Annotated in this window: 12 protein-coding genes; 3 read left to right on the top strand and 9 right to left on the bottom strand. The window is 68.9% G+C overall.

What is annotated here, in order from left to right; genetic code table 11:
* Positions 1–32: 32 nt before the first annotated feature.
* Both DLJ59_RS18455 and DLJ59_RS18450 read right to left on the bottom strand, forming a co-directional pair.
* Positions 33–1,388: a condensation domain-containing protein gene (locus tag DLJ59_RS18455; protein WP_124773882.1), complete on the bottom strand. Its 1,356-nt coding sequence runs from the start codon at positions 1,386–1,388 to the stop codon at positions 33–35.
* Entirely contained in the window at positions 1,385–1,765 is a 381-nt protein-coding gene (locus DLJ59_RS18450; protein WP_208648751.1) for a phosphopantetheine-binding protein, read from the bottom strand. Before DLJ59_RS18450 ends, DLJ59_RS18455 begins: the two co-directional genes overlap by 4 nt.
* Before the next feature lie 225 nt (positions 1,766–1,990).
* Between DLJ59_RS18450 and DLJ59_RS18445 the strand changes: the two genes are divergently transcribed.
* Entirely contained in the window at positions 1,991–3,643 is a 1,653-nt protein-coding gene (locus tag DLJ59_RS18445; RefSeq protein ID WP_244236105.1) for a condensation domain-containing protein, read from the top strand.
* Between the two features lie 544 nt (positions 3,644–4,187).
* Here DLJ59_RS18445 and DLJ59_RS18440 read toward each other — a convergent pair.
* The 7 genes from DLJ59_RS18440 to DLJ59_RS18410 all read right to left on the bottom strand — a co-directional run bounded on the left by DLJ59_RS18440 (position 4,188) and on the right by DLJ59_RS18410 (position 15,892).
* Positions 4,188–5,423 carry an acyl-CoA dehydrogenase family protein gene (locus DLJ59_RS18440; RefSeq protein ID WP_124773879.1) on the bottom strand — a complete coding sequence of 412 codons (1,236 nt, stop codon included), beginning with the start codon at positions 5,421–5,423 and terminating at the stop codon, positions 4,188–4,190.
* 235 nt (positions 5,424–5,658) lie between these two features.
* On the bottom strand, positions 5,659–9,210 hold the full coding sequence (locus tag DLJ59_RS18435; RefSeq protein ID WP_124773878.1) for a non-ribosomal peptide synthetase: 3,552 nt from the start codon (positions 9,208–9,210) through the stop codon (positions 5,659–5,661).
* Between the two features lie 147 nt (positions 9,211–9,357).
* Positions 9,358–10,671: an aminotransferase-like domain-containing protein gene (locus DLJ59_RS18430; protein ID WP_244236101.1), complete on the bottom strand. Its 1,314-nt coding sequence runs from the start codon at positions 10,669–10,671 to the stop codon at positions 9,358–9,360.
* Positions 10,650–11,954 (bottom strand): enoyl-CoA hydratase/isomerase family protein, encoded by a 1,305-nt coding sequence (locus tag DLJ59_RS18425; RefSeq protein ID WP_208648750.1) that lies wholly within the window; start codon positions 11,952–11,954, stop codon positions 10,650–10,652. The genes DLJ59_RS18430 and DLJ59_RS18425 overlap by 22 nt, the downstream gene beginning before the upstream one ends.
* Entirely contained in the window at positions 11,951–13,195 is a 1,245-nt protein-coding gene (locus DLJ59_RS18420; RefSeq protein ID WP_124773877.1) for a cytochrome P450 family protein, read from the bottom strand. Before DLJ59_RS18420 ends, DLJ59_RS18425 begins: the two co-directional genes overlap by 4 nt.
* A gap of 192 nt (positions 13,196–13,387) precedes the next feature.
* Complete coding sequence (locus DLJ59_RS18415) at positions 13,388–14,404, bottom strand: alcohol dehydrogenase catalytic domain-containing protein (protein WP_124773911.1); 1,017 nt, start codon at positions 14,402–14,404, stop codon at positions 13,388–13,390.
* Positions 14,405–14,710: 306 nt separating this feature from the next.
* A complete protein-coding gene (locus DLJ59_RS18410) occupies positions 14,711–15,892 on the bottom strand; it encodes an acyl-CoA dehydrogenase family protein (protein WP_124773876.1) in 1,182 nt (393 codons plus the stop codon).
* 355 nt (positions 15,893–16,247) lie between these two features.
* Here DLJ59_RS18410 and DLJ59_RS18405 point away from each other — a divergent pair, with 355 nt between their 5' ends.
* Together DLJ59_RS18405 and DLJ59_RS18400 are read left to right on the top strand one after the other, a co-directional pair.
* The gene (locus DLJ59_RS18405) at positions 16,248–19,472 is read left to right on the top strand and encodes a condensation domain-containing protein (RefSeq protein WP_158630865.1); all 3,225 of its coding nucleotides are present in this window, start codon (positions 16,248–16,250) and stop codon (positions 19,470–19,472) included.
* 167 nt (positions 19,473–19,639) lie between these two features.
* Complete coding sequence (locus DLJ59_RS18400) at positions 19,640–21,226, top strand: amino acid adenylation domain-containing protein (protein WP_124773874.1); 1,587 nt, start codon at positions 19,640–19,642, stop codon at positions 21,224–21,226.
* The last annotated feature ends 68 nt before the right edge of the window (positions 21,227–21,294 follow it).

The following is a 21,294-nucleotide window of genomic DNA, read 5'->3' as shown; positions in this document are numbered from 1 at the left end:
AAGACACGGCCGAGGTGTCCCCCGGCCGGAGGTCAGAGCAGACCCGCCGAAGCGCCAGGAGACGCGCTGAAGAGGCGCGCTATCTCGCCGAACTCTGCGGCCATGGAGACGATGGTGTCCTCGCGGAAGAGGTTTCGCTTGTAGGCGACGGAGCCGATGGCATCGCCCGACGGATCCTTGTTTATGTCCCACAGCGCGCCGTCCGGCACCGCGGACGCCAGCTCCTGCGATTTCAGCAGTCGGGTGATCTGCACGAATCTCAGGTCACCCGGCGCGTCGACGATCGGGTTCAGGGGGACGCTCTGGAGCACCATCGCGGTCGCGTTGTCGGTCATCACCGGGCCCATCAGTTGAGGCGCTTCGGTGAAGATCTGAATAGACGGGATGTCGTGCGCGAAGGCCTCGAGACACGTTCGGCGGGTCCGCTTGAGCACGTCCTCGTACGTCTTGCAGCCGGTGAGGTCCGTTCGCAGCGGGATGAAGTTGTAGAGCGAACCGACAGTCTCGTCGAAGAGCCCTCCGCCGCGGCCCGGAGTGAACGTCGCCATCACCACGTCCGTGACGCCGGTCAGCCGATGCACGAGCAGCTGGTAGACCGCGGCGATGGCCATGAAGCGCGTGGCTCGGTTCGACCTGGCCATGCGGTCGATGGCCGACACCACGTCGCCCGGAATCAGAAAGCGATGCCGGGCGGTCGACTCCGCAAGGCCCAACGAGCGCGGCAGGTCGGTCGGGATCGCCGTGAAGAGGGCGCCGTCCAGTTGGCGCTGCCAGTATTCGCGGGCCGCGGCCGATTCGGCCGCCGTACGTTCCCAGACGCCGTACTCGCGGTACTGCGGGGACGCTGGTAGGTCCGGAACGCTGCGGCCGATCCGGGCGGCGTAGCGATTGGCCAGGTCCCGAATGATCACCGTCAGGGACTGTCCGTCGACGCTGATGTGATGTGCCATCAGAATCAGGACCGCATCGCGCTCATCGAACCTGGCCAGCGTGGCACGCAGGAACGGCGCCTCGTACGCGCTTATCGTCTCCGTCTCGATCTCGTGGATCAGCGCCTCGGCCAGCTCCGCGCGGGACGCCTCGGGAGCGGCCGGGAAGTCACGGACATCCAGCCGCACCGGGCTGGGCGGCAGAATCTCCTGGTACCGGTCGTCGGGCGGCCCGGCGATGCGCGTCCGGAGTGCCTCGTGCCGGGTCACGACGTCGAGCAGCGCGTCGCGCAGGACGTCGCTGTCGACGGGACCACCAGTGATGCGCCAGCCGGAAACGGCGTGGTTGCGGCAACCGAACGGGCCGTCGTCGCCGCCCCCGTCGAAGAGGCTGTTGAACTCCTGATTCAGTGACAACGGGACGGTCACGGCCTGACCTTCGGCGTCGGTTGTCGTCACGCCTGCCTCCTGCTGGTCGCGATCTGCTGCTGAGTGAGGGCTCGGTCCGGATCGGCCCCGAGGTGCTGGTCCAACTCGGCGACGGTGGGAAAGTCGAACAACTCGTCGATCGTCAGCTCCAAACCGAGGGCGTTGTTGATGAGGTTGATCAGCCGGACCCCGTTCAGCGACTGGCCGCCGAGGTCGAAGAAGCTGTCGTCCAATCCGACCCTCGTCACGCTGAGGGCCTCCGCGAACAGCGAACAGAGCGTCTCCTGCCGGGGCGTACCGGGCGCCCGGTAGGCCGACGGGTTGGCGAATACTGGTTCGGGCAACTCCGCGCACGGCGCCTGAGCGGCTTGCGTGGCGAGCTGTTCCCGGGCGGAGCTGGAATCCATACCCTTCCCCATTCGTGAGCCCGGAGCTGAAGGTGCTTTGCGGAACCCAACGTGGCAGTCGGTTCGACCGGGTGCACCTCAGGGATTGCCCTCGCCTCGGTCAGCGACCGCACGGTGCAGGCCGCTGGGCAACAAGAGAGGTGCGAGGCCGCAGAAGGTGGAGCGATCCTCAGCCTCTGGGCAACCGTGGTTGCCGGCCCTTCCTATCCCCTCCGAGGAGTGGAAATGACGCAGCAAGAAGCCCTGGAAACCTCCGACACCGCTCCGTCGTCGGGTGTTGTCGGGGACGAGTGCCCGCAAGGCGAGACGGAGGTCATGGTCGAGCGCCTCTTCGCCGAGATGCTCAATGTTCCCGGCCTGCCGCGCACGGCTTCCGTCTTCGATCTCGGACTCGACTCGGTGTGGGTGACAGTCGCCTGTGCCCGGCTGGAGCAGATGACCGGCGTACGTGTCAGGTTCACCCAGGTCTTCCGGACTCCCACCGTTGCCCAGCTCGCAGCGTGGATCGACTCCGCTCGCGGCTCGGTGAGCAACGCGCAGGACGTCCCCGCCGGGCCTTCCGGGGCCGAAGGCGACGAACTCGTGGCCATCTCGCCGATTCAGGCGGAATCTGTTCCGCAGAAGATCGTGGTCGAGATTGCCTGGTGGTTCGACGGCGAAATCGATGCGGCCGCTCTGGAGAGTGCCGCGACCGATGTCCATCGCCGTCACCAGGCGCTGCACGCCCGGTACCTCAGCGAGCCGGATCTCGGCCTGGCGGAAGTGCCGGCCGATCCGGGGCGGGTGGAGTTTCACCGGTTGGCCGAGGAGGCCAGTGACAAGGCTGCGACCGAAGCGCTCAGGCGGGCGATGCGGACGCCGCTCAGGGTCGACGAGGGGAAGGTCTGGCGGTGCGTGCTCGTACGCAACGGGCAGACCGGGCGCACCCTGTTCGGGGTGGCCGTGGACCACTCGGGGTTCGATGGTCGTTCGTGGGACATCCTGACCAGAGAGCTGCCGGTTGCCTACGCGGCGCGGGTGGCCGGGAGGGCGCCGCAGTGGCCGGGCCGAACCGCCTCGCTGGCCGAGATGGCCTGCGACTTCCGGCACCAGCTCGCGTCGTCGGACATCGAGGCGCAGCGCCAGTACTGGCGCGACGAGCTCCGTGAACTCCCGGCCTGCCAGTTCCCCAGCCATCGCGACGGGGCGGTGACGGTGCCCCTCATACATGACGGCTCGCGGTACTCAGCCGCAGGTCCGGCCGTTCTGCGCAGCTTCCGGGTACCGGAGTCGGACCTGCGGTCCTGGAACGACTACGCCCGGGCCAACGGCATGCCGCCATCCGTGGGTATCGCGGCCGTGTACGTGGAGTCCCTCGTCCGGGCGGGTGCGTCGCCAGATTTCGCGGTGATGGTCCCGATCGCGAACAACTCCGGTGAGGTGATCGACAGGACCATCACCAACCGGGTTGGCACGATTCTGCTGCGCCCGAATGCCCCGTCCCGGTCAGGCTCGCACCTGCTCGCGCGAGTCCGCGGGTCGTATCAGCAGGCGATGGCTGCCCGCGACGCTCTCGTCGCCCCGAAGGATCTGGCAGAAGCGCTCAGCGGATCCGAGGGAGCGATCCCGCTCGACCGGATGGTCGCTCTGAACTACAACTCGACACCCAGCCTCAGCCTCGGTGGCGTTGACGGGGCACTCGTGACCGAGGGCACCGCGTTTGCCACGAAGAGCTTCTTCGTCGTGATGCTCATGGTGACGCCCACTCCGGAGGGGCTTCACATCGGCTTCCAGGTGCGGACCGACAAGCACGACGCCAGCCTTGTCGACGACATCCAGCATCACTTCCTCGACATCATCCGCGACGGGCCCGAGCGACTTGAACGGGGGACGTCGTGACCGGGGCTGACAGTCGTGGCTGTCACAGCGGAGGCGGCCGGAGATCCTGATCAGGTGCCTGCGGTCGAAACCGGCCGCGTCCGACTCTGACCTCGATGGACAGCACCGCCAGGCGCTGGGAGTTTCCCGCCGGGCGGTGCTGACCCATTCCCGCGCTCCGCCGGAGCGGCCGCCAGGGGCGGCTTGTGGGCCGTTCGAAGATCGTGCGATGGCTGTGTACCAGCGCGTGGACCACCGTCGGCTCGACCTGCCGACGGCGTCGTGGATGCGCCCGGCCCAACGGTTTCGCCGCCGGCGTCCCCGACCACGTCGGGTTCGCCGCGAAGCCGGATTCGCCCGGCGGCCGTCGACCCCTCCATGCCGTGGCCCGCACCCGACCGCTCCCACCAGCGGACACCGCGAGGTTGTTCGGGCGCGCCCCAACTCCGGCGGTGGCACGCTCGAACAACCCTCCACGCGCTGAACGGGGACCGTCCGTGCTGGGCGGAGGACGACCCGTTCGCCCGGCGTCACCGGTGCGGACGGGCAAAGCGGCAGTGGGGTTTCAGCTCGCCAGGCTCTTGGCGAGCTCGCGCAGGGCGACCGTGGGCAACAGGATCGAGAGCCCGGCGTGGGTGCGCAGCGTGGACATGTCCCGCCACACCCGCTCCAGGCGCTCACCCTGGCGCAGCGCACTCGAGCCCGCCGTGGGGATGATGTACTTCGACATCGCTTCCCAACACAGGTTGGCGGCGTGCCGGCAGACGGCCGAGAGGCGCAGGTCCGACTCCCTGGTCGCCGCGGCCGGACCCTGCGCCGCCGTGCGATGCCACTGCTGGATCGCGCTCAGCAGGGCGCCCTCGGCGGTGCCGATCATCCCGACGGCTTCGCTGTACCACATTTGGTAGTCCGGGTCCTGATAGCGGGGCACCACCGGCGGCACCAGGGTCGTCCGGTCGCGGAGCAGGTCCTCGTACGTGTCCAGCGCTCCCCGCGCCATGCCTACCGCCATGGAACAGTTGAGGAGGCTGATGAAGGCATGCTGCGTGCCGCCGTACTCCGGGTTGCCGTGCAGGGTCCGGCCCGGCGTGCCCGACGTCGCGTCGTGGTCGACGATCCGCACGCCAGGTTGCGCCAGGTGGTCGGGGATGTGGCTGTTCTTCATCGTGATGCTGTGCGAGCCGCTGCCCCGCAGGCCCATGAGTTGTCCCCAGTCGTCCAGTCGCACCCACTGGTCCTGCGGCGCGACGAAGAGCAGCGTCTCCGGGGGGTACCCATTGTCCGCGGGCATCAACGCGTGTGCCATGAAGTGGGTTCCGTACGGCGCTCCGGAGCAGTACGACCAGGTGCCGTTGACCGTCCATCCGCCGCCGGCAGCGGGGACGGCTGATCCGCTGGGGACCGCGGTGCTGGGGCAGATGAAGTCGCCACCGCTGAAGAGCTCCGCCTGCGCCCGCTCGTCGAACAACGTCGCGGCCATGAGCGCGTGCGAGGCCCCGAGGCTGTACATCCAGCCGGTCGAGGCGCATCCCCGTACCAGGGTCATGGCGACGCGCAGGAAGGTCTCCACGTCGAATTCGTATCCGCCGTAACGACGGGGCACCAGAATTCGGTAGAAGCCGTTTCGGACGAAGCGTTCGTGGATGTCCTCGGCGTAGAAACCGCGTTCCTCCGCCTCACCTTGGCGTTTCACGAGTTCGGGCACCATCGCCTCGGCCCTCGCTATCACCTGATCCGGCGTGAGCCCCGGTTCGGGCGGAGTGGGGAGGTCGTGTTCGGCGGTTTTCATGTTCGCGGTCATTGACCATCCATCTCTGGTTTACCGACGATCGCCGTTGCCGGATATGGTGGTGCGCAGTTCCTCGTACGGGGTGAAGGGAGTCTTCCGCCCATCCGTTCGAAACGCGGACGACTGGTCGCCTCCACGACTCCACCGTCGTCCCTCCGTGCCGTTGTCGACCACTTCGCGGTTGCCGGATCCCGGCCGATTGTCGTGGTCGCGACGCCGCTGCCGGAGGTTGCGTCAGCGGTGCTGATCAACCCATTCCGGCGACCACGGATGCCAGTATCGTCCAGTCCGTCGGCGCATCCGGGTCCACCGCCAACAGCACGAGGTCGGTGTCCTCTGCCGCCGCCCGCCAAGAGCGGAGCAGCGCGTGGTCGCGGCTCACCACCCACTGCGGCGCATGCCCCGGCGGGTGCGGTCCGCTCGGCGCGGATGGTTCGACCGCGAGCACCTTCGGCCCGACGCCGATCCGCTCGCGGACGGTGTGGGCGATGTCGGCCGCCACTGTCACCAGGTCACCGCGCGCTGCCAGCACGGTGGCGCCCGGAGCGTCAACCGTCGCCAGCCGTGCCGGCAGGTCCTGCGGGCGCCGCCTGTCGGCGATGTCGAGGATCGACACCTTGAACCAGCGCTCGAAATCCGCCACGGCCTGCGCCGGCCAGGCCTCGTCACCCTGCAGGAGCACCAGCGCGGACCTATCCGCACGACCAGACCAGCGCAGCGGCGGTACGCCGGCGGCGAGCCGAAGCTGCCGGATCCGCTGTGCCAGATCGGCTGCGGTGGCCGCGGCTACGATGTCGTCCAGACGAAGCTGGACGCCCAACTCGCGCCGTACGTGGGCGCGAAGCTTCCAGGCGAGTCGCAGGTCTCCGGCGAGCTGACCAGGGTCGTCGTCGCGGCTGGCGCTGCCCCTGGAAACGTATTGCCATGCCTCGGACATCCAGCGTGCTTCCGGATCGCTCTCGACGACGTTGCGTCGCGGTGGCTTGATACGGGCCAGTGCCGCCCGATCGATCTTGCCGGTCGCGGTCAGTGGCATCGTGCTGAGCAGGGCGTACGAGGACGGCACCATGTACGCCGGCAACGCCTGGCGGGCATGCGCAGCGACCCGGCTCACCAGGTCCTGGACGGCACCTGACTGTCGTGGCTGGAGGAACGCCACGATGTTCCTGCTGTCGCGATCGTGGCCGGCCACCACGGTCGCGGCGAACGCGATGTCCAGGTGCCCGCTGAGGACGCTCTCGATCTCGTCCGGTTCGATGCGATGCCCGCGTATCTTGACCTGACGGTCGTTGCGTCCTCGCAGCTCCAGCCGACCGTCGGCGCGCCACCGGGCGAGGTCACCGGTGCGGTAGAGCCGGCCGCCTTCGCTGGTCGGATCGGGCACGAAGCGCTCGGCGGTCTGCGCCGGGGCACCGATGTAACCCCGCGCCACACCGACACCGCCGAGATAGAGCTCGCCGACCACACCAGGCGGCACGGGCGAACCTGCGGCATCGAGGATGCGCAGCCAGACACCGGGCAACGGGCGACCGACCGGCACGATGGACATCTGCGGGTCTCGCGGCAGCCGTTCGCACACCGCGTACATCGAGGCCTCCGTGGGCCCGTAGGTGTGCCAGAACTCCTTCGTGCAGCTGACCAACCGGCTGGCCAACTCCGGCGAGACGACGTCGCCTCCGCATGACACGATCAACTCCGGGTCGCCGGGCCAACCCGTCGCGAAGAGGATGCGCCAGGTCATCGGCGTGGCCTGCATGACGTCGGGCCGATGCCGTGCCAGGACAGCCTGCAACTCCGCTCCGTTGCGTGCCTGGGCGCTGGTCGCCAGAATCGTCCGTCCGCCGCTGGTCAGGGCCAGGAACGTCTCCAGCATCGCGATGTCGAAGGAGATCGTGGTCACCGCGAGCAGCGACTGGGTCGGCTGGAAATCGAGCAGCTGCCGGGTGGCGACCAGGCAGTTGGCCAGGCCGCGATGGGTCACCGCGACGCCCTTCGGACGTCCGGTGGATCCGGAGGTGTACAGCACGTAGGCCAGTGAATCCGGGTGCGGCGGTCGGCCGGGCGGTGCCGGGTCGGCCGCCAGCAGGTCGGACAGCGACACCACCGGTACGCCGAGCGCTGTCACCCGTTCGATTGGCAGGGCGCCATCGGTGATCACCCCGCCGCATCCGCTGTCGCCGACGATGTAGGACAGGCGCTCGGTGGGATGGTCCGGATCCATGGGTACGGCGGCCAAACCGGCTCGGGCAACTCCGAGCAGGATCGCCGGCAGCTCCACACGACGGGCGACGAGGATGCCGATCGGTGATTCGGGCGGAAGTCGAAGCGTGCCCAACGCGGCTGCTATCCGGGTCGCCGCGGCGTCCAGCTCCGAGTAGGTGTGCACGACGTCGGCCATCACCACCGCCGGCCGGTCGGGCGTCCGCCGGATCCAACGACCGACCAGCTCGACAAGCGTGTCCTCACCGCTCGCGCCCGAGGTCGGGGCCTCCCACTTGGCCAGCCGCGTCCGGTCGGTCGGGTGGATCACGTCGAGCTCGCCGATCGGCCTGGCCGGGCACTGTACGAGGCCATGCAGCAGGGTCGAGTAGCTGCGCCCCATCCGATCGAGGGTCTGCTCGTCGAACAGCCCGACCGCGCCTCGCCACTCGCCGACAATGCCGTCGTCACCGACGGTAACGGCACATTCGAGTTCGTACGGTGAGTGCGCCACCGGCAGGTCGATGTCCCGTGCCACCATTCCGGCCCAGGTGATGGGCGGTTCGGCTCCGGTGTCGCACCGGAAGCCGACCTGGACTTCGAGCCCGTCGCTCTGTTCCGGTCGCAGCGCCCGCGAGAGCACCGCATTCAGCACGTCGGGGTGGTCGACCGGCTGCGTCGCCATGGTGTGCTCGGCCTGGACCGTGTCGACGACCGAGGTGTGCGGGTCGAGAGCGTGTCGCAAGATCTGGATGTCGTCGGCTGCGACAGCAACGTCGCCGATGCGGGTGGGTTTGGGTGAGCCGAGCAGGATGTCCCGCTCGCCGGTCTCACGGAAGAGAAGGATGCGTAGGGCACTCCGCAGGACTGTGGCCACGGAGACGCCCACGCGGTCGGCAAACGCCCGCAGGAGGGCGGTGTGACTCTCCTCCAGCCACCAGGCCGTCGTGATCGACCGGCCATGACCGCGCCCGCGGCCACGGCTGACGGGCCACGTGATCGGCCTGTGTGCCAGCACGGCACGAGAGACGCCGTCGAGCGTGGCGACACTCCCGACGACGCGGCCCGGGCCGCCCTGCTCCACGGCAGGCATGTCGTTCGACGGCCAGGGCGGGCCGGCGAGTGCTAACGGATACCGCTGACCCAGCTCGTCGAGCAGCCGCGCTGCCACGGACCGGCCGCCCACCGCGGCGTGGATGGTCAGCACCACCAGCGTCCTGCCGCCCTCCACCGGATACACGCCAACCCTGATAGCAGGTCGGTCGTCCAGGTCGAAATGACGGCTCGCGTCGACCGCGGCAACCTTGAGCGCGGCGCCCAACGATCGTGGAGCACCGGCGATGAACTCCACCGGCCATCCATCGCTGGAAACCAGCAGCGGTTCTCCGTCGACGTCACGGAAGTGGCGTCGCAACGCGGCGTATCGACGCTGGAGATCTGCGCATGCGGCGGCCAGGGCGGCAAGGACCACGTCACCCGCTACCAGGACCGCCCGGCAGTGTTGCAGGCCGCCGGCCCAGAAGGCCGTCTGCTCGGCAAGATACAACGCGAGTTGGCTGGCGGTCGGCCGCCGCTCGGATGACGAGACGTCGTTGCTCATTGCTCCTCCTTCGCCTGGGCGCCGGTCGTCGCCGTCACCGGCTGTCGTCGCCAGCCTCGGTGCCTGTGTCGTGATCGACGCGGCAACCGAGCGACCGGAGTGACCGCACCAGCGGCATGTTCGCGCCGAGCGCGATCGGCGTGTCCTCTACAACGCGTTGACAAAGTCAGCCAGCCGACCGGTGCCCTCGACGATCTCCTGATGCTCAAGCGAGGAGCACGACAGCCGAATTCGGCGCTCGCCGCCCCCGCCGAGGTGGAAGCCGCGCATCGGGGTCCAGAGCACGCCGTACGTCTCCGCGGAATGCCGCAACAGCGCGTCATCGGCCTCGACCGGGAGCTCGACCTGGACGAAGTAGCCGCCTTCGGGAGCCCACCAGCGAACCCTGGTGCTCGGCTGACCGGGTTCGCCGAAGTGGTGGACAAGCCGATCGAGGAGGACGGCTCGGTTGTCGCGCAGGTGCGCCGCCTTTCGCTGGCCGAGGGCGGCGATGGAACCCCCATGTTGAATGAGAAGCCCGCCGATCAGGGCCTGAGCCAGAGGCGACGTGTTCAGGGTGACCGCGTTCTTGGCAGCGGCGATCATGGCCGCCAGTCGCACCGGCGGACCGGAGCGCGACTCGACCCACTGGTCAGCCACCACGTAGCCCACCCGGGCACCCGGCACCGCCACCTTCGCGAAGGTGCCGGTGTGCACCACCCGACCGTCGCGATCGAGCGCCTTGAGGCTGGGCAGCCGGTCGTCCGAAGCGGCCGTGAACGCGTACGGATTGTCCTCGATCAGGATGAGGTCGAGGGCAGACGCCTCCGCCAGCAGACGATGTCGGGCGGCGAGCGAGAGCCGGTTTCCCGACGGGTTGGCGAAGTCAGGGGAGACGTACAACGCGCGGAGGCGACGGCCGGCTGCCCGCTCCCGCTCCGACACCGTACGGAGGGCCGCCAGGTCGGGACCGGTGCCATCGTCCGGCACCGGGTGAACCGCGATGTCCAGGGAACCGGCCGCCGCGACCACGCCGACGTAAGACGGATCAGTGACCGCCAGGCTGGCACCCGGCGGATGAAGGACACGCAGGGTGAGGAACAGCGCCTCCTGACACCCGACCGTCATGACAATCGCTTCCGGGGAGACGTCGATGCCCTCGTCGGCCCGCAGTGCGGCGGCAACCAGGTCGTTGATGATCCCCTTGCTCGGGCCGTACTGGAACAGGTGTCGGCGCACCGCCTCCTCGCTGAAACCGGCGGCACGTCGGGCCTCGACGAAGGTGTCCAGCAGCGGACCGACCGCGACGTCGGCGAAGAACGGTTCGTAGGGGGCGCCCGGCGCGAACGAGATGGCGTCGGGGAACTCGGCCACGATCTCGTTGAGGAAGGTCATGGCGGCGACCTGCCGGCTGGACACGCTGCGATGCAGATCATCAGCGTGCAGGTGCGTCCCGGTGATCAGCGTTGCCGTTGCATCCACTGCTGCTCCAACCGATGCAGTACGTCCCGGCTGTACAGCCGCTGAACTTGAACTTCCGCGAACTCGGCGAGGTAGCCCCGGAACTGGTCCTCGGTCTCCTCGAAGGCGGTGAGCATGTGCCGATTGGCCACCACGGCCGGGTTGTCCATGGCGTGGACCGCGTCGTCGACCGCGTCGTCGACGCCGTCCTCGTCCAGGACGACGTCGCACAGCAGCGCGGCGACCGGGTCGCGGGCCGCTATCCGCCTTCCGCCCAGGAGAACCTGTCGAGCCAGCCTCGGGCCGAGGAGGCGGCCGAGCCTGAGATTGGCCGCACCGGGCACGATGCCCTCCCGTGCCGCCGGCAAAGTGAAGTAGGCCGTGTCCAGGCCGATCACGTAGTCGAAGGTCAGCATCAGCTGCATGCCGCCGCCGATGGCGAACCCGTCGACCACGGCGACCCATGGCTTGCCGCCCCGAGCCGTCGGATCGACCTCCTGCCGGGGGTCCCACAGGCCACGCTGGATCTTGCTCAGGTAGCCCATCTCCCGCTGCATGACGAAGCCCAGGAAGGGGATCTGCCCAGCGCACAGGAGTGTCAGGTTGATTCCCGAGTTGAAGACCCGACGGCCGGCGTACCTCGGGTGCTCCATGACGGCGCCCCGCATGACGCCCACGCGTACGCCCGGATCCAGGAGGGCCAGGTCGACAGCGACCTCCAACTGCTCACCGAGGGGCTCGTCCTCCGCGTTGAGATAGCGCTGGTTGGCGACGGTTATCTCGGCGACCCCGTCCGTACGTCGCACGGACACCACCGGCATCTCGACCACGCCGGTCCGTTGGAACTCCGGCAGCCGCGAGCGGGCCTCGTCCGTCGGCAGTCGCTGTGAGCGCAGCAGGTCGCCGCCCGCACCGGATCGGAGCAGCGCGGAGTACGCGATGCCCTGGTCGATCTCGAAGCCCTCCTTGGCGGCTTGACGACGGCCACGTTCCCGCTCCATCTCCGCCCGGTTCGGCGTCAGGCCGGGAACCAGGTCGGCCAGCCGGTACGACAGGTCAGCCAGGGACCGCCGCTGTGGGCTCTCTCCGACGATGTCCCGACAGAGTTGGTCCGCTTGGGCGTTCAGCAGTTGGCGCCTCGCTGCGCGCGCGTGTCCGTGTGCCGCAGTGGCTCGGCTCTGCTGGTCGGGGTTGCGGTCGGCGGGAGCGGGCAACGTCGACAACAGGTCGGCCGTGCGGGCCGCGGCATCCGTCACCTCGGCCCGTAGGCGGTCCCGCACCAGGGGAGTGGTTGGTGGAGTCACGCTGACTCGGCAGCGGGCGCGGACAGCAGGACTGGCAACTCGTCCCGACCGTTCATGATGAATGTGCTCTGCGGCTTGATCTCCGACGCCGGAACCGCGAGAGCAAGATCGGGGAAGTGGGCAAACAGCGCAGGGACCGCGATCTCGGCCTCCAGCCGTCCCAGGGCCTTGCCAATGCAGCTGTACCCGCCGTGACCGAAGGACAGGTGGTCCTTGCGCGGCCGGGTGATGTCGTAGGAGCCGGCGCTCGCGCCGTGGATGGCGGGATCGCGTCCGATGGCGGCGAAGTTCATGAGGACGGGCTCGCCCGCGCCGATCGTCACGTCGCCGAGCTGGACATCCTCGGTGGGAAAGCGGAACGGCAGATGTGCCACCGGAGCCTCGACGCGAAGTGTCTCCTCGATCGCGTCCTGCCACGAGGCGTTCCCGGACCTGATCAGCTCGAGCTGGTCGGGATGGGTGAGTAGTGCGAGAATCGAGTTGATCACCAGGTTGGTGACGGTTTCGGTGCCGGTCCCCAGCAGGAACGACAACGTGCCGACAATCTCGGCGTCGCGCAGCCCTGAGCCATCCTTCTCCTGGGCGGCGATCAGATCACTCATGAGATCGTCCGCCGGGTTTCCGCGCTTTGCCTCGACCAGATCGGCCATCTCCATGAGGCCCTGCTCGACGCTCGCCGCTATCTCCTCGCCGGTCTTGGTCGTGTCGACCTGCGCCTCGCCGTCGCCCAGAATGGTCCCCCGGGCCGCGTCGGCGATACCGAGGACATCGAATATCACGTGGGCGGCGAGCGGATACGCGTACCTCGCCTTGAGGTCGACGATCGAGCCGGTCTGGCTGGTGGAAAGACCGGCCAACAGGCCCGCGACGGCCGCGTCGATCGTCGGCCGCATCGCCTCGATCCGTCGCGGCGTGAATCTTCTTGCCACCAGCCCACGCATTTTGCTGTGCGCGTGTCCGTACGTCGTGTTCATGTTTTCCATGAGCGCCCAGTCGATGAGGGGGAAGCTCGGGTCGACCTCGCCGTCGACGAACGCGGTCCAGTGCTGATGCCCGTCCTTGGACATCCGCGGGTCGCCCAGCGCCTGCCTACCGGCTTCGTAGCCGGTGATCGACCACGCCCGTACGCCATTGGGTAGCTCGACCTGGGCGACTGGCCCGCGCTCGCGAATCTGCGCATTCTCCCCGTGGATATCGGCACCGGACGTGTCGATGACAACCGGAGGGTCTTCGTTCTGCATAACGCCGTCCTCGCTGCTCAGTGAGACCAGCCTCGTGCCGGAAAATGACCGATCTTCATCGGTGACGATGGCATGACCTGCCCCGGGGACACCTCTTGCTGAATGCTGCCGCAGGCGTGGTGGTCCGCCGTTGCGGGCATGCTGTTCTGATCGACGTTCCGAGTGGTCACCGCGCGGGGAACAGCCGCCCGCTCAGTAGGTGACGACGGCGCGGAAACGAACCTCTCCAGCGGCCACCCGGTCGACCGCCTCGGCGATCTCCTCCTTGGGAAAGACCTCGATATGGGGGGTGACGGCCCCGCGAGCTGCCAGGTCGAGGGCCTCGACGAGATAGGGGAGACCGTTGTGGGTGGCACCGAGGATCGACTGACCCTTGGCGAAGAACTGTCGCGACGGGTCGATGGCGAAGGAACCCGACGGGTCGATTGTCGCGAGCACCATGCGGCCATTGACCCGAAGGCCCGTGAGGCATTCGGCGGCGGCCTCGTACGAGGTGCCTGCGACGACGACGACGTCCGCGCCGCCGATGCCCGCGAGAGCCTCCCCGTCGGAAACCACGTGGTCGGCCCCAAGTTCGCGGGCGACCTCGTGCTTGCCCGGCGTACGGGTCACGGCCACGGTTTCGAAGCCGCAGGCCTTGCTGAACTGCACGGCCAGGTGACCGAGGCCGCCGATGCCGAGCACGGCGACCCGTTCGTGTGGCTGGGGATTCGCGGCCCGCAACGCCGACCACGAGGTGTACCCGGCGCACAGCAGCGGCGCGGCCATCTCGTACGGCAGCTCGTCCGGCAGCAGCACCGTGGAGGACGCGGGTACCACCAGGTACTCGGCGTGGCCACCGGCCCTGGTCAGCCCGGTCATCTCCGGGTTGTCGCAGTTCATGCCGGTGATGCCGGTGACCGGGAGGTTGAGCCGGCAGTGATCGCACGAGCCGCAGCCGCTCTGGATCCAGGTGGCGCCGACCCGGTCACCGACCTTGCGCGCGGTCACCCCGAGGCCGACCTCGGCGACCTCACCGGCAGGCTCGTGCCCGACGATGGCCGGTTCGATCGGCGGAAACGGATACGTACCGTCGGTGAGCCACACATCATTGCGGCACAGACCGCTCGCGTGCACGCGGATGAGCACCTCGCCGGGACCCGGCACGGGCTTGGGAACCTCGGTCAACTCCCAGGTCTGACCGGCTGCGGGACACACTGATGCCAGCATCACGACGACGCCTTTCCGAGTATGACCGGCCGGTTGAGGCGGCCGATCCTGATGAATGAAGTCCCCAGCCGGCTCCCAGCGGCGGGTCGAGCACGCCTGGGACACCGGATCGTCGACCAGCCACCGTCGGACCCAAGTCCCGGGAAACGCACACTGGGCTGGCCGAGCCGGGGAACGCCTCCGGAGGCCGTCCGCTGTCCACGGTTGATCCGCCGGCCTCATGGGTGAGCTGCGGACGGCACTCCGGAGCGGTGCTCCTGGTTGCGGTCACCGGCCACCCTGTGCGGGCCCCGGTGAACGCGACGGTCAGACGAAGGGCGTGTTGCTGTCCAGTCCGCAGACAATCCGGCCGTACAGCTCCAGGTTGGTCTTCGGGTGCAGGATGGCGTGCAGGTTGAGCGCCTGCACGTCCCGCTGGATGCGCTGGATCGGCACGTCCGTGTGAATGGACGAACCGCCGCTCGCGCCGTGCAGGATGTCGACCGCCTCCTTGGCCCGCTGGCAGGCGGCACCCAGGTCGAGCCGTACACGGGCCCGCTCCGCGAGCGTCCACGGCTCGCCCGCCTGGCCCTTGCTGTCGATCATGTCGGCCGCGCGGTGGGCGTGGAAACCGACCTCGTCGATGTTGGTGATCGCCTCGGCGACCTCCAGGTGGGTGACCGGTGCCTCGGCCTGGTTCTCGTAGGCGGTGTAGGTGATCTTCCGGCCGGGCAGTCGCTCGAGGAAGGCGTCCTTCGCCGCCCTGGCAAGGCCAAGGGCCGGCGCGCTGATGGTGGCGCACGCGGTCGGCATGAAGGGGGCCTTGAAAATCCTCGCGTCGGCGTTCAGTCGGGACTGGTGCTGACCCTGCAGCACCGGCCCCATCTGGAGGACCCGCTCGGCCGGGATGAAGACGTCCTTCGCGATCGTGGTGATGCTGCCGGAGCCGCGCAGCCCCGAGGTGTGCCAGTCGTCGACGATCTCCAGGTCGGCGATCGGGATGGCCGCCATGATCGGTGCGAAGCCGCCGTCCCCGGTCGGCGTGACAGCGGCGTTCGTGTTCCAGGTACTCTGCTGGGCCCCGGTGTTGAACGACCACCGACCGTTGATGACGAAGCCGCCCTCGGTCGGAACGGCCACCGCGCCGGGGCTGAGAATTCCGCTGATGCGCACGTCCGGGGTTGCGAACACCTCGTCCTGCACCTCGTCGGGGAACAGCCCCGTCATCCAGGTGCTGATCGACCACACCGCGACCGTCCACGCGGTCGAGCCGTCGCCGCGTCCGAGCTCCGCCACGACATCCACGACAGTTCGCATGTCCGACTCGTAGCCGCCGTAGCGCACCGGGACCCGCATCTTCAGGATGCCGGCGTCGGTGATCGCGTCGACGACGTCGTCGTGGATCCGTCGGTTCTCCTCCATCCAGACGGCCTTGTCCCGCAGCAGCGGGACAAGCTCAGAGGCGCGACGGACCAGCTCGTCCCTGGGCGGCGCTTGCGTAATCTCCATCGAGTTTCTCCTTAGCAGGCGTCCCGCGGCCGCGCTGCGTCATCGGGGCCGATATCGGAATCAGCGGCTATGCCGACATTTCCAGGTCGGCCGGCTTGCCGCGTCTTCGCGCTTGCTGCCCGGCCACGCTGCCCGGCCACGCTGCCCGGCCACGCTGCCCGGCCACGCTGCCCGGCCACGCTGCCCGGCCACGCTTCCCACCACAGTGGTCGGCACGGCGGTCGTCGAGCAAGAGCGGAGATGGCCGTCGGTAGCGCGGCTGTGACGCTCCCAGAGTGCTGCGCGCGATGAGCGGGCAGCTGATTCCACCTATGGCGTGGCCGGCGCGGATCGATTCGTTCCAGCCAGGATGGGAATGAGCATGGCAAATCGCTTCGACGCCGGTGGCGTACTGGGGGACCTGACCACCGCGCGGGAGGAGATCCTGTGCGGGTTGTTCGCGCAGGTGCTGGGCGTCGACCGGGTGAGGGTCGAGGACAGCTTCTTCGACCTGGGCGGCCAGTCCCTTCGGGCCATCCGGCTGATCAGCCGCATCCGCGCGGTGCTCGGCGTGGAGGTCGCGGTCCGTACGCTGTTCTCGAATCCGACCGTCGCGCAGCTGGCCAGAGCCCTGGACGGGGCCGGCAATTCCCGGCCCCGGCTGGTGGCCACGGCGCGGCCGGAGCGTCTGCCGCTGTCGTTCGCTCAGCGGCGACTGTGGTTCCTGGACCGGCTCAGCGGGCCGAGCCCGGTCTACAACATGCCGTTCGCCTGGCGGCTTGAGGGCTCGCCGGATGTGGGCGCACTGGAGTCGGCGCTGCGGGACGTGGTCCGGCGACATGAGTCGCTGCGGACGATCTTTCCGGTGGTGGCCGGTCAGCCGTACCAGCAGATCGTGGACGCCGCCGAGGCGGCGCCGGAACTGACGGTGGTGGAGACGGACCAGGCGACCCTGCCCAGCCTTCTGGAGCAGGCGGCACGACACGTCTTCGACCTGGCGACCCAGCTGCCGGTCCGGGCCTGGTTGTTCCGGCTGGCACCGCAGGAGCATGTGCTGTTGCTGATGACCCATCACACCGCCTGTGACGGATGGTCGATGGGCATCCTGGTGCGCGATCTGGCCGAGGCGTACCGGGCCCGGACGGGCGGCCACGCGCCAGGGTGGCCAGAGCTGCCGGTGCAGTACGCGGACTACACCCTGTGGGAGCGCGGCCTGCTCGGCGACAGCGGTGAGGCGAGCAGCATGTTGTCCGGACAGGTGAACTACTGGACGTCGGCTCTGCGTGACCTGCCCGACGAACTGGCACTCCCGTACGACCGCCCGCGGCCGGTCGAACCGACCGACCACGGTGGCATGGTCGTGGTGACACTGGACGCGCAACTGCACAGCGACCTGGCAACGTTGGCGCGCCAACACAGGACGACCCTGTTCATGGTGCTCCATGCCGGGCTGGCGGCGCTGCTGTCCCGCTGCGGCGCGGGCACCGACATCCCGATCGGCACGCCGGTTGCCGGCCGCTCCGACGAGGCGGTCCACGATCTGGTCGGGTTCTTCGTCAACACCCTCGTGCTGCGAGCCGACCTGAGCGGCGACCCGACCTTCGCCGATCTGCTGGCCCGCATCCGCGAGACCGACCTCGCCGCCTACTCCAACCAGGACGTGCCGTTCGAGCGCCTGGTCGAGATCCTCAATCCGGCCCGCTCGGTGTCCCGGCATTCGTTGTTCCAGGTGATGCTCGTCTCCGACAACGCGGCCACCGGCAGGTGGGAGCTGCCCGGCCTGCGGATCGAGCCCACGCCGCTCGGTCACGAGACGACCAAGTTCGACCTGTCGCTCTTCGTCCGCCCGCTGTACGACGCCGACGGCTCGCCCGCGGGTATCCGGGGCACCTTCGAGTACGCGCAGGACCTCTTCGACGAATCGACCGTCGAGGCTCTCGCCGAACGACTCACGCGACTGCTGCGCCAGGTCGTCGACGACCCGTCCCGCCCGGTCGGCGAATACGAGGTGCTGGCGGATGACGAGCGGCAGCGGATCCTGCACGACTGGAACGACACCGGCCGGGCGGTGCCCGGGCTCACCCTGCCGCAGCTGTTCCAACAGCAGGCGGCCCGGACGCCGGATGCCACGGCGGTGGTCTGCGGCGGGAACCAGCTCTCCTACGCCGAGCTGGACCACCGGGCCAACCAGCTCGCTCGCCATCTGGTCGCTCTCGGCGCCGGCCCGGAGAAGTCGGTGGCGATCGCACTGCCGCACGGTGAGCTTCTGGTCATCGCGCTGCTGGCGGTGTTGAAGGCCGGTGCGGCCCACCTGCCGGTCGACCCGGACCAGCCCGCCGGCGAGGTCGAGTTCATGTTCACTGACGCTCGCCCGACGGTGGTGATCACCGATGCCCACGCCACTGCTGCCGGGCTGCCCGCGGCCGGTGGCCCCCCGGTCATGATCCTGGATGCCGCCGGTACGCGCGACGCCCTGACGAGTGTGCCGGGGACTGCCCTCTGCGACGACGAGCGGACCGCCGCGCTGCGGCCCACCCACCCGGCGTACGTGGTCTACACCTCTGACGTGGCGGGTGCCCCTGCGGGCGTTACCGTCACCCATCGGGGCGTCATCAACTACTGCGCCTGGGCGAGCGCCACCTATCGGGTCGACGGGGAAAGCGCGGCCCCGGTTCGCCCCGGGTTGTCGTCCGGCCTCGCCATCAGTTCGATCCTTTTGCCGTTGCTGGCCGGGGGCACGGTCGTGCTGATTCCGGAGGGTGTCGGCGGCGAGCCGCTGACCGCCTTCCTGGACGGCGCGGCCGGCCCGGTGGCTCCCGTGCGGCTGAAGCCGTCGGATCTGCGGGCAATGGCCGGGCACGAGGACCGGGCGGCGGACCGAAAGACGGTGCTGGTCATCGGTGGCGAGACACTTCCCACCTCGGTGGCGCGCGACTGGTCACACGGCGGTGCGGAGATCCACCGGGAGTACGGAGCGGAGGAATGCACCATCGGCAGCGTCGCGCACCGCGTCGGCGATGAGTCGGGTGCTGTCGTGCCGATGGGACGTCCGATCTGGAACACGCGCGTCTTCGTGCTCGACAGCCTCTTGCGGCCGGTCCCGCCGGGTGTTTTCGGAGAGCTGTACGTGGCGGGTGCGGGGCTGGCGCGAGGATATCTGGGCCAGGCAGGGCGGACGGCCCAGCAGTTCGTGGCGTGCCCGTTCGGTGTGGGTGAGCGGATGTACCGGACCGGCGACCTGGTGCGGTGGCGTCCGGACGGGACCCTGGAGTTCGCGGGGCAACTGGACGAGCTGACGTCACCGTCTCCGGACTCCGGCGCTCCAGTTCGTGACGGGGTGGCGTCGCCGCAGGAGGAGCGTCTGTGTGAGTTGTTCGCGCAGGTGCTGGGTGTCGACCAGGTGGGAGTCGGGGACAGCTTCTTCGATCTGGGCGGCCACTCTCTGCTGGCAGCGGTTCTCCTCGCGAAGATCACCGAGCGCTTCGGCGTGGAGCTGTCTCTCAAACAGTTCTTCAGCAACCCCTCGGTCGGCGCCGTCAACGAATACCTGGGCGATGTTTCCACTGGCGAGCGGGTCGGGCCGGCCGCAACGGGTGAGTAGCACCGGCGGGGGCGCCTTCCGACGATGACGGATGGAAGCACCTCTCGCTGTCGTTTGCCGAAGCGCAGATTCGCGCCCCTATCTCGGAGGAACCCCATGAGCAGATATCCGGAACAGTTCGTTGACCGTGACGGACGCGGCTGGCGCCCAGAGCTGGCAGCCGACGCATGACCGGTCATCCCAGCCCTCAGCCGCTGATCCACGCCGCCGTGGCCGGGCAGGCCGCGCGTGACCCGGACGCCACCGCACTCGTCTGGCACGACCGGAGGATCAGCTACGGCACGCTCGACGCGGCCGCGAACGACTACGCCGTCGACCTGCATGATCGCGGTGTCCGGCCGGGGCAGGTCGTGCCGATTCTGTTGGATCGGTCGCCGGACATGGTGGCGCTCCAGTTGGGTGTGCTCAAGACGGGGGCGGCCTACACGAATCTCGACCCGAACTGGCCGGTGGAGCGGCAGAGGATCATCCTCGACCTCATCGCGCCCGCGGTGGTCATCAGCACGGACAACCAGTGGGACGGCCGGTTCGACCGCTACCAACCGTCGGATGGCGGCATCGACGGCGCGGCCCGGCGCGCACGACCGTTCCACCCGGCACCGGTGCCACCGGACGCGCCGGCGACCGTCTTCTTCACGTCCGGCACGACGGGCGTACCGAAGGGTGTGTTGTCGCCGCACCAGGCGGTGACCCGGCTCTTCGGTTCCCCGGGCCTCGACGGTTTTGGGCCTGGCCACACGACCCCGCAGGTAGCGGCGCTGGCCTGGGACATGTACGCCTTCGAGCTGTGGGGGCAGCTCACGACGGGCGGCACTGTGGTGTTGATCCCGGAGAACTACCTGCTACCCGACACGCTGCGCCAGATCGTGTCGAGGCACGGCGTCGACACGCTGTGGATCACCACGTCCGTGTTCAACATGTTCGTCGACGAGGCCCCGGACTGCTTCGGCGGCCTCGCCCGCGTCTACACCGGTGGCGAGAAGGCGTCGCCGGAGCACATGCGCGCTTTCCTCAGCCGCCATCCCGACCTCCCGCTCTGGAACGCGTACGGACCAGCCGAGAGCTGCATGATCACAACTCTCCGGCGGCTGGTGCCCGCGGACTGCGACGTGCCGGGGGGGATCCCGGTCGGCACACCGGTGCAGGGTACGAGCGTGGTGCTGCTCGACAAGAGCGATCAACGCTGCGAACCCGGTCAGGAGGGCGAGCTGTGCATCGCCGGCCAGGGCCTGGCGACCGGCTACCTCGGGCAGCCCGAGCTGACCCTGGAAAAGTTCCCGATTATCGACCTCGACGGGCTTCCGGTGCGGCTCTACCGCACGGGCGACATGGGGGTCTGGGACGACGACGGTGTCCTGCACTACCGCGGCCGGCGTGATCGCCAGATCAAGATCAGCGGACAACGGATCGAGCTCGCCGAGATCGAGTCGGTGGCCGGCTCGCTACCGGGCGTGCGGAACTGCATCGCCTTCCCGATGACCAACCTGGAGGGCCTGCCACGGCGGTTGGCGCTGGTGTATCAGGTCCCGAGATCGGACGCGCATCCGTCGGGGCCACCGGAGGACGACCCCCTGGGCGTGCACGCCCAGTTGCGTCAACTGCTGCCCGCGTACATGGTGCCGCAGATCGTCCGCGGCCTGGCGCAGTATCCGGTGACCGCCAATGGCAAGGTCGACCGCGCGGCACTGCACGAGATCGCCCGGCAGTCGCGGCCCGCCGGTCGAGTCAGATCGGGACGCGGCCGTGAGCGCTGAAGCGGACGGCACCTCGCTCGCGGTCACCCGCCCGAGGCTCGACGCCGACGAGGCCACCGACATTCCCG

The sequence above is a fragment of the Micromonospora inaquosa genome (assembly GCF_003857055.1).
Taxonomy (GTDB): domain Bacteria; phylum Actinomycetota; class Actinomycetes; order Mycobacteriales; family Micromonosporaceae; genus Micromonospora; species Micromonospora inaquosa.
The sequence above is the reverse complement of the archived record's forward strand: the minus strand, read 5'-3'. Positions and strand labels throughout refer to the sequence as shown.

Excerpts from the sequence above, each read along its gene's own strand:
- DLJ59_RS18450 (WP_208648751.1), bottom strand. The coding sequence starts at position 1,765 with ATGGATTCCAGCTCCGCCCGGGAACAGCTCGCCACGCAAGCCGCTCAG.
- DLJ59_RS18435 (WP_124773878.1), bottom strand. The coding sequence starts at position 9,210 with ATGAGCAACGACGTCTCGTCATCCGAGCGGCGGCCGACCGCCAGCCAA.
- DLJ59_RS18405 (WP_158630865.1), top strand. The coding sequence starts at position 16,248 with ATGAGCATGGCAAATCGCTTCGACGCCGGTGGCGTACTGGGGGACCTG.
- DLJ59_RS18400 (WP_124773874.1), top strand. The coding sequence starts at position 19,640 with ATGACCGGTCATCCCAGCCCTCAGCCGCTGATCCACGCCGCCGTGGCC.
- DLJ59_RS18410 (WP_124773876.1), bottom strand. The coding sequence starts at position 15,892 with ATGGAGATTACGCAAGCGCCGCCCAGGGACGAGCTGGTCCGTCGCGCC.
- DLJ59_RS18420 (WP_124773877.1), bottom strand. The coding sequence starts at position 13,195 with ATGCAGAACGAAGACCCTCCGGTTGTCATCGACACGTCCGGTGCCGAT.
- DLJ59_RS18440 (WP_124773879.1), bottom strand. The coding sequence starts at position 5,423 with ATGACCGCGAACATGAAAACCGCCGAACACGACCTCCCCACTCCGCCC.
- DLJ59_RS18415 (WP_124773911.1), bottom strand. The coding sequence starts at position 14,404 with ATGCTGGCATCAGTGTGTCCCGCAGCCGGTCAGACCTGGGAGTTGACC.
- DLJ59_RS18445 (WP_244236105.1), top strand. The coding sequence starts at position 1,991 with ATGACGCAGCAAGAAGCCCTGGAAACCTCCGACACCGCTCCGTCGTCG.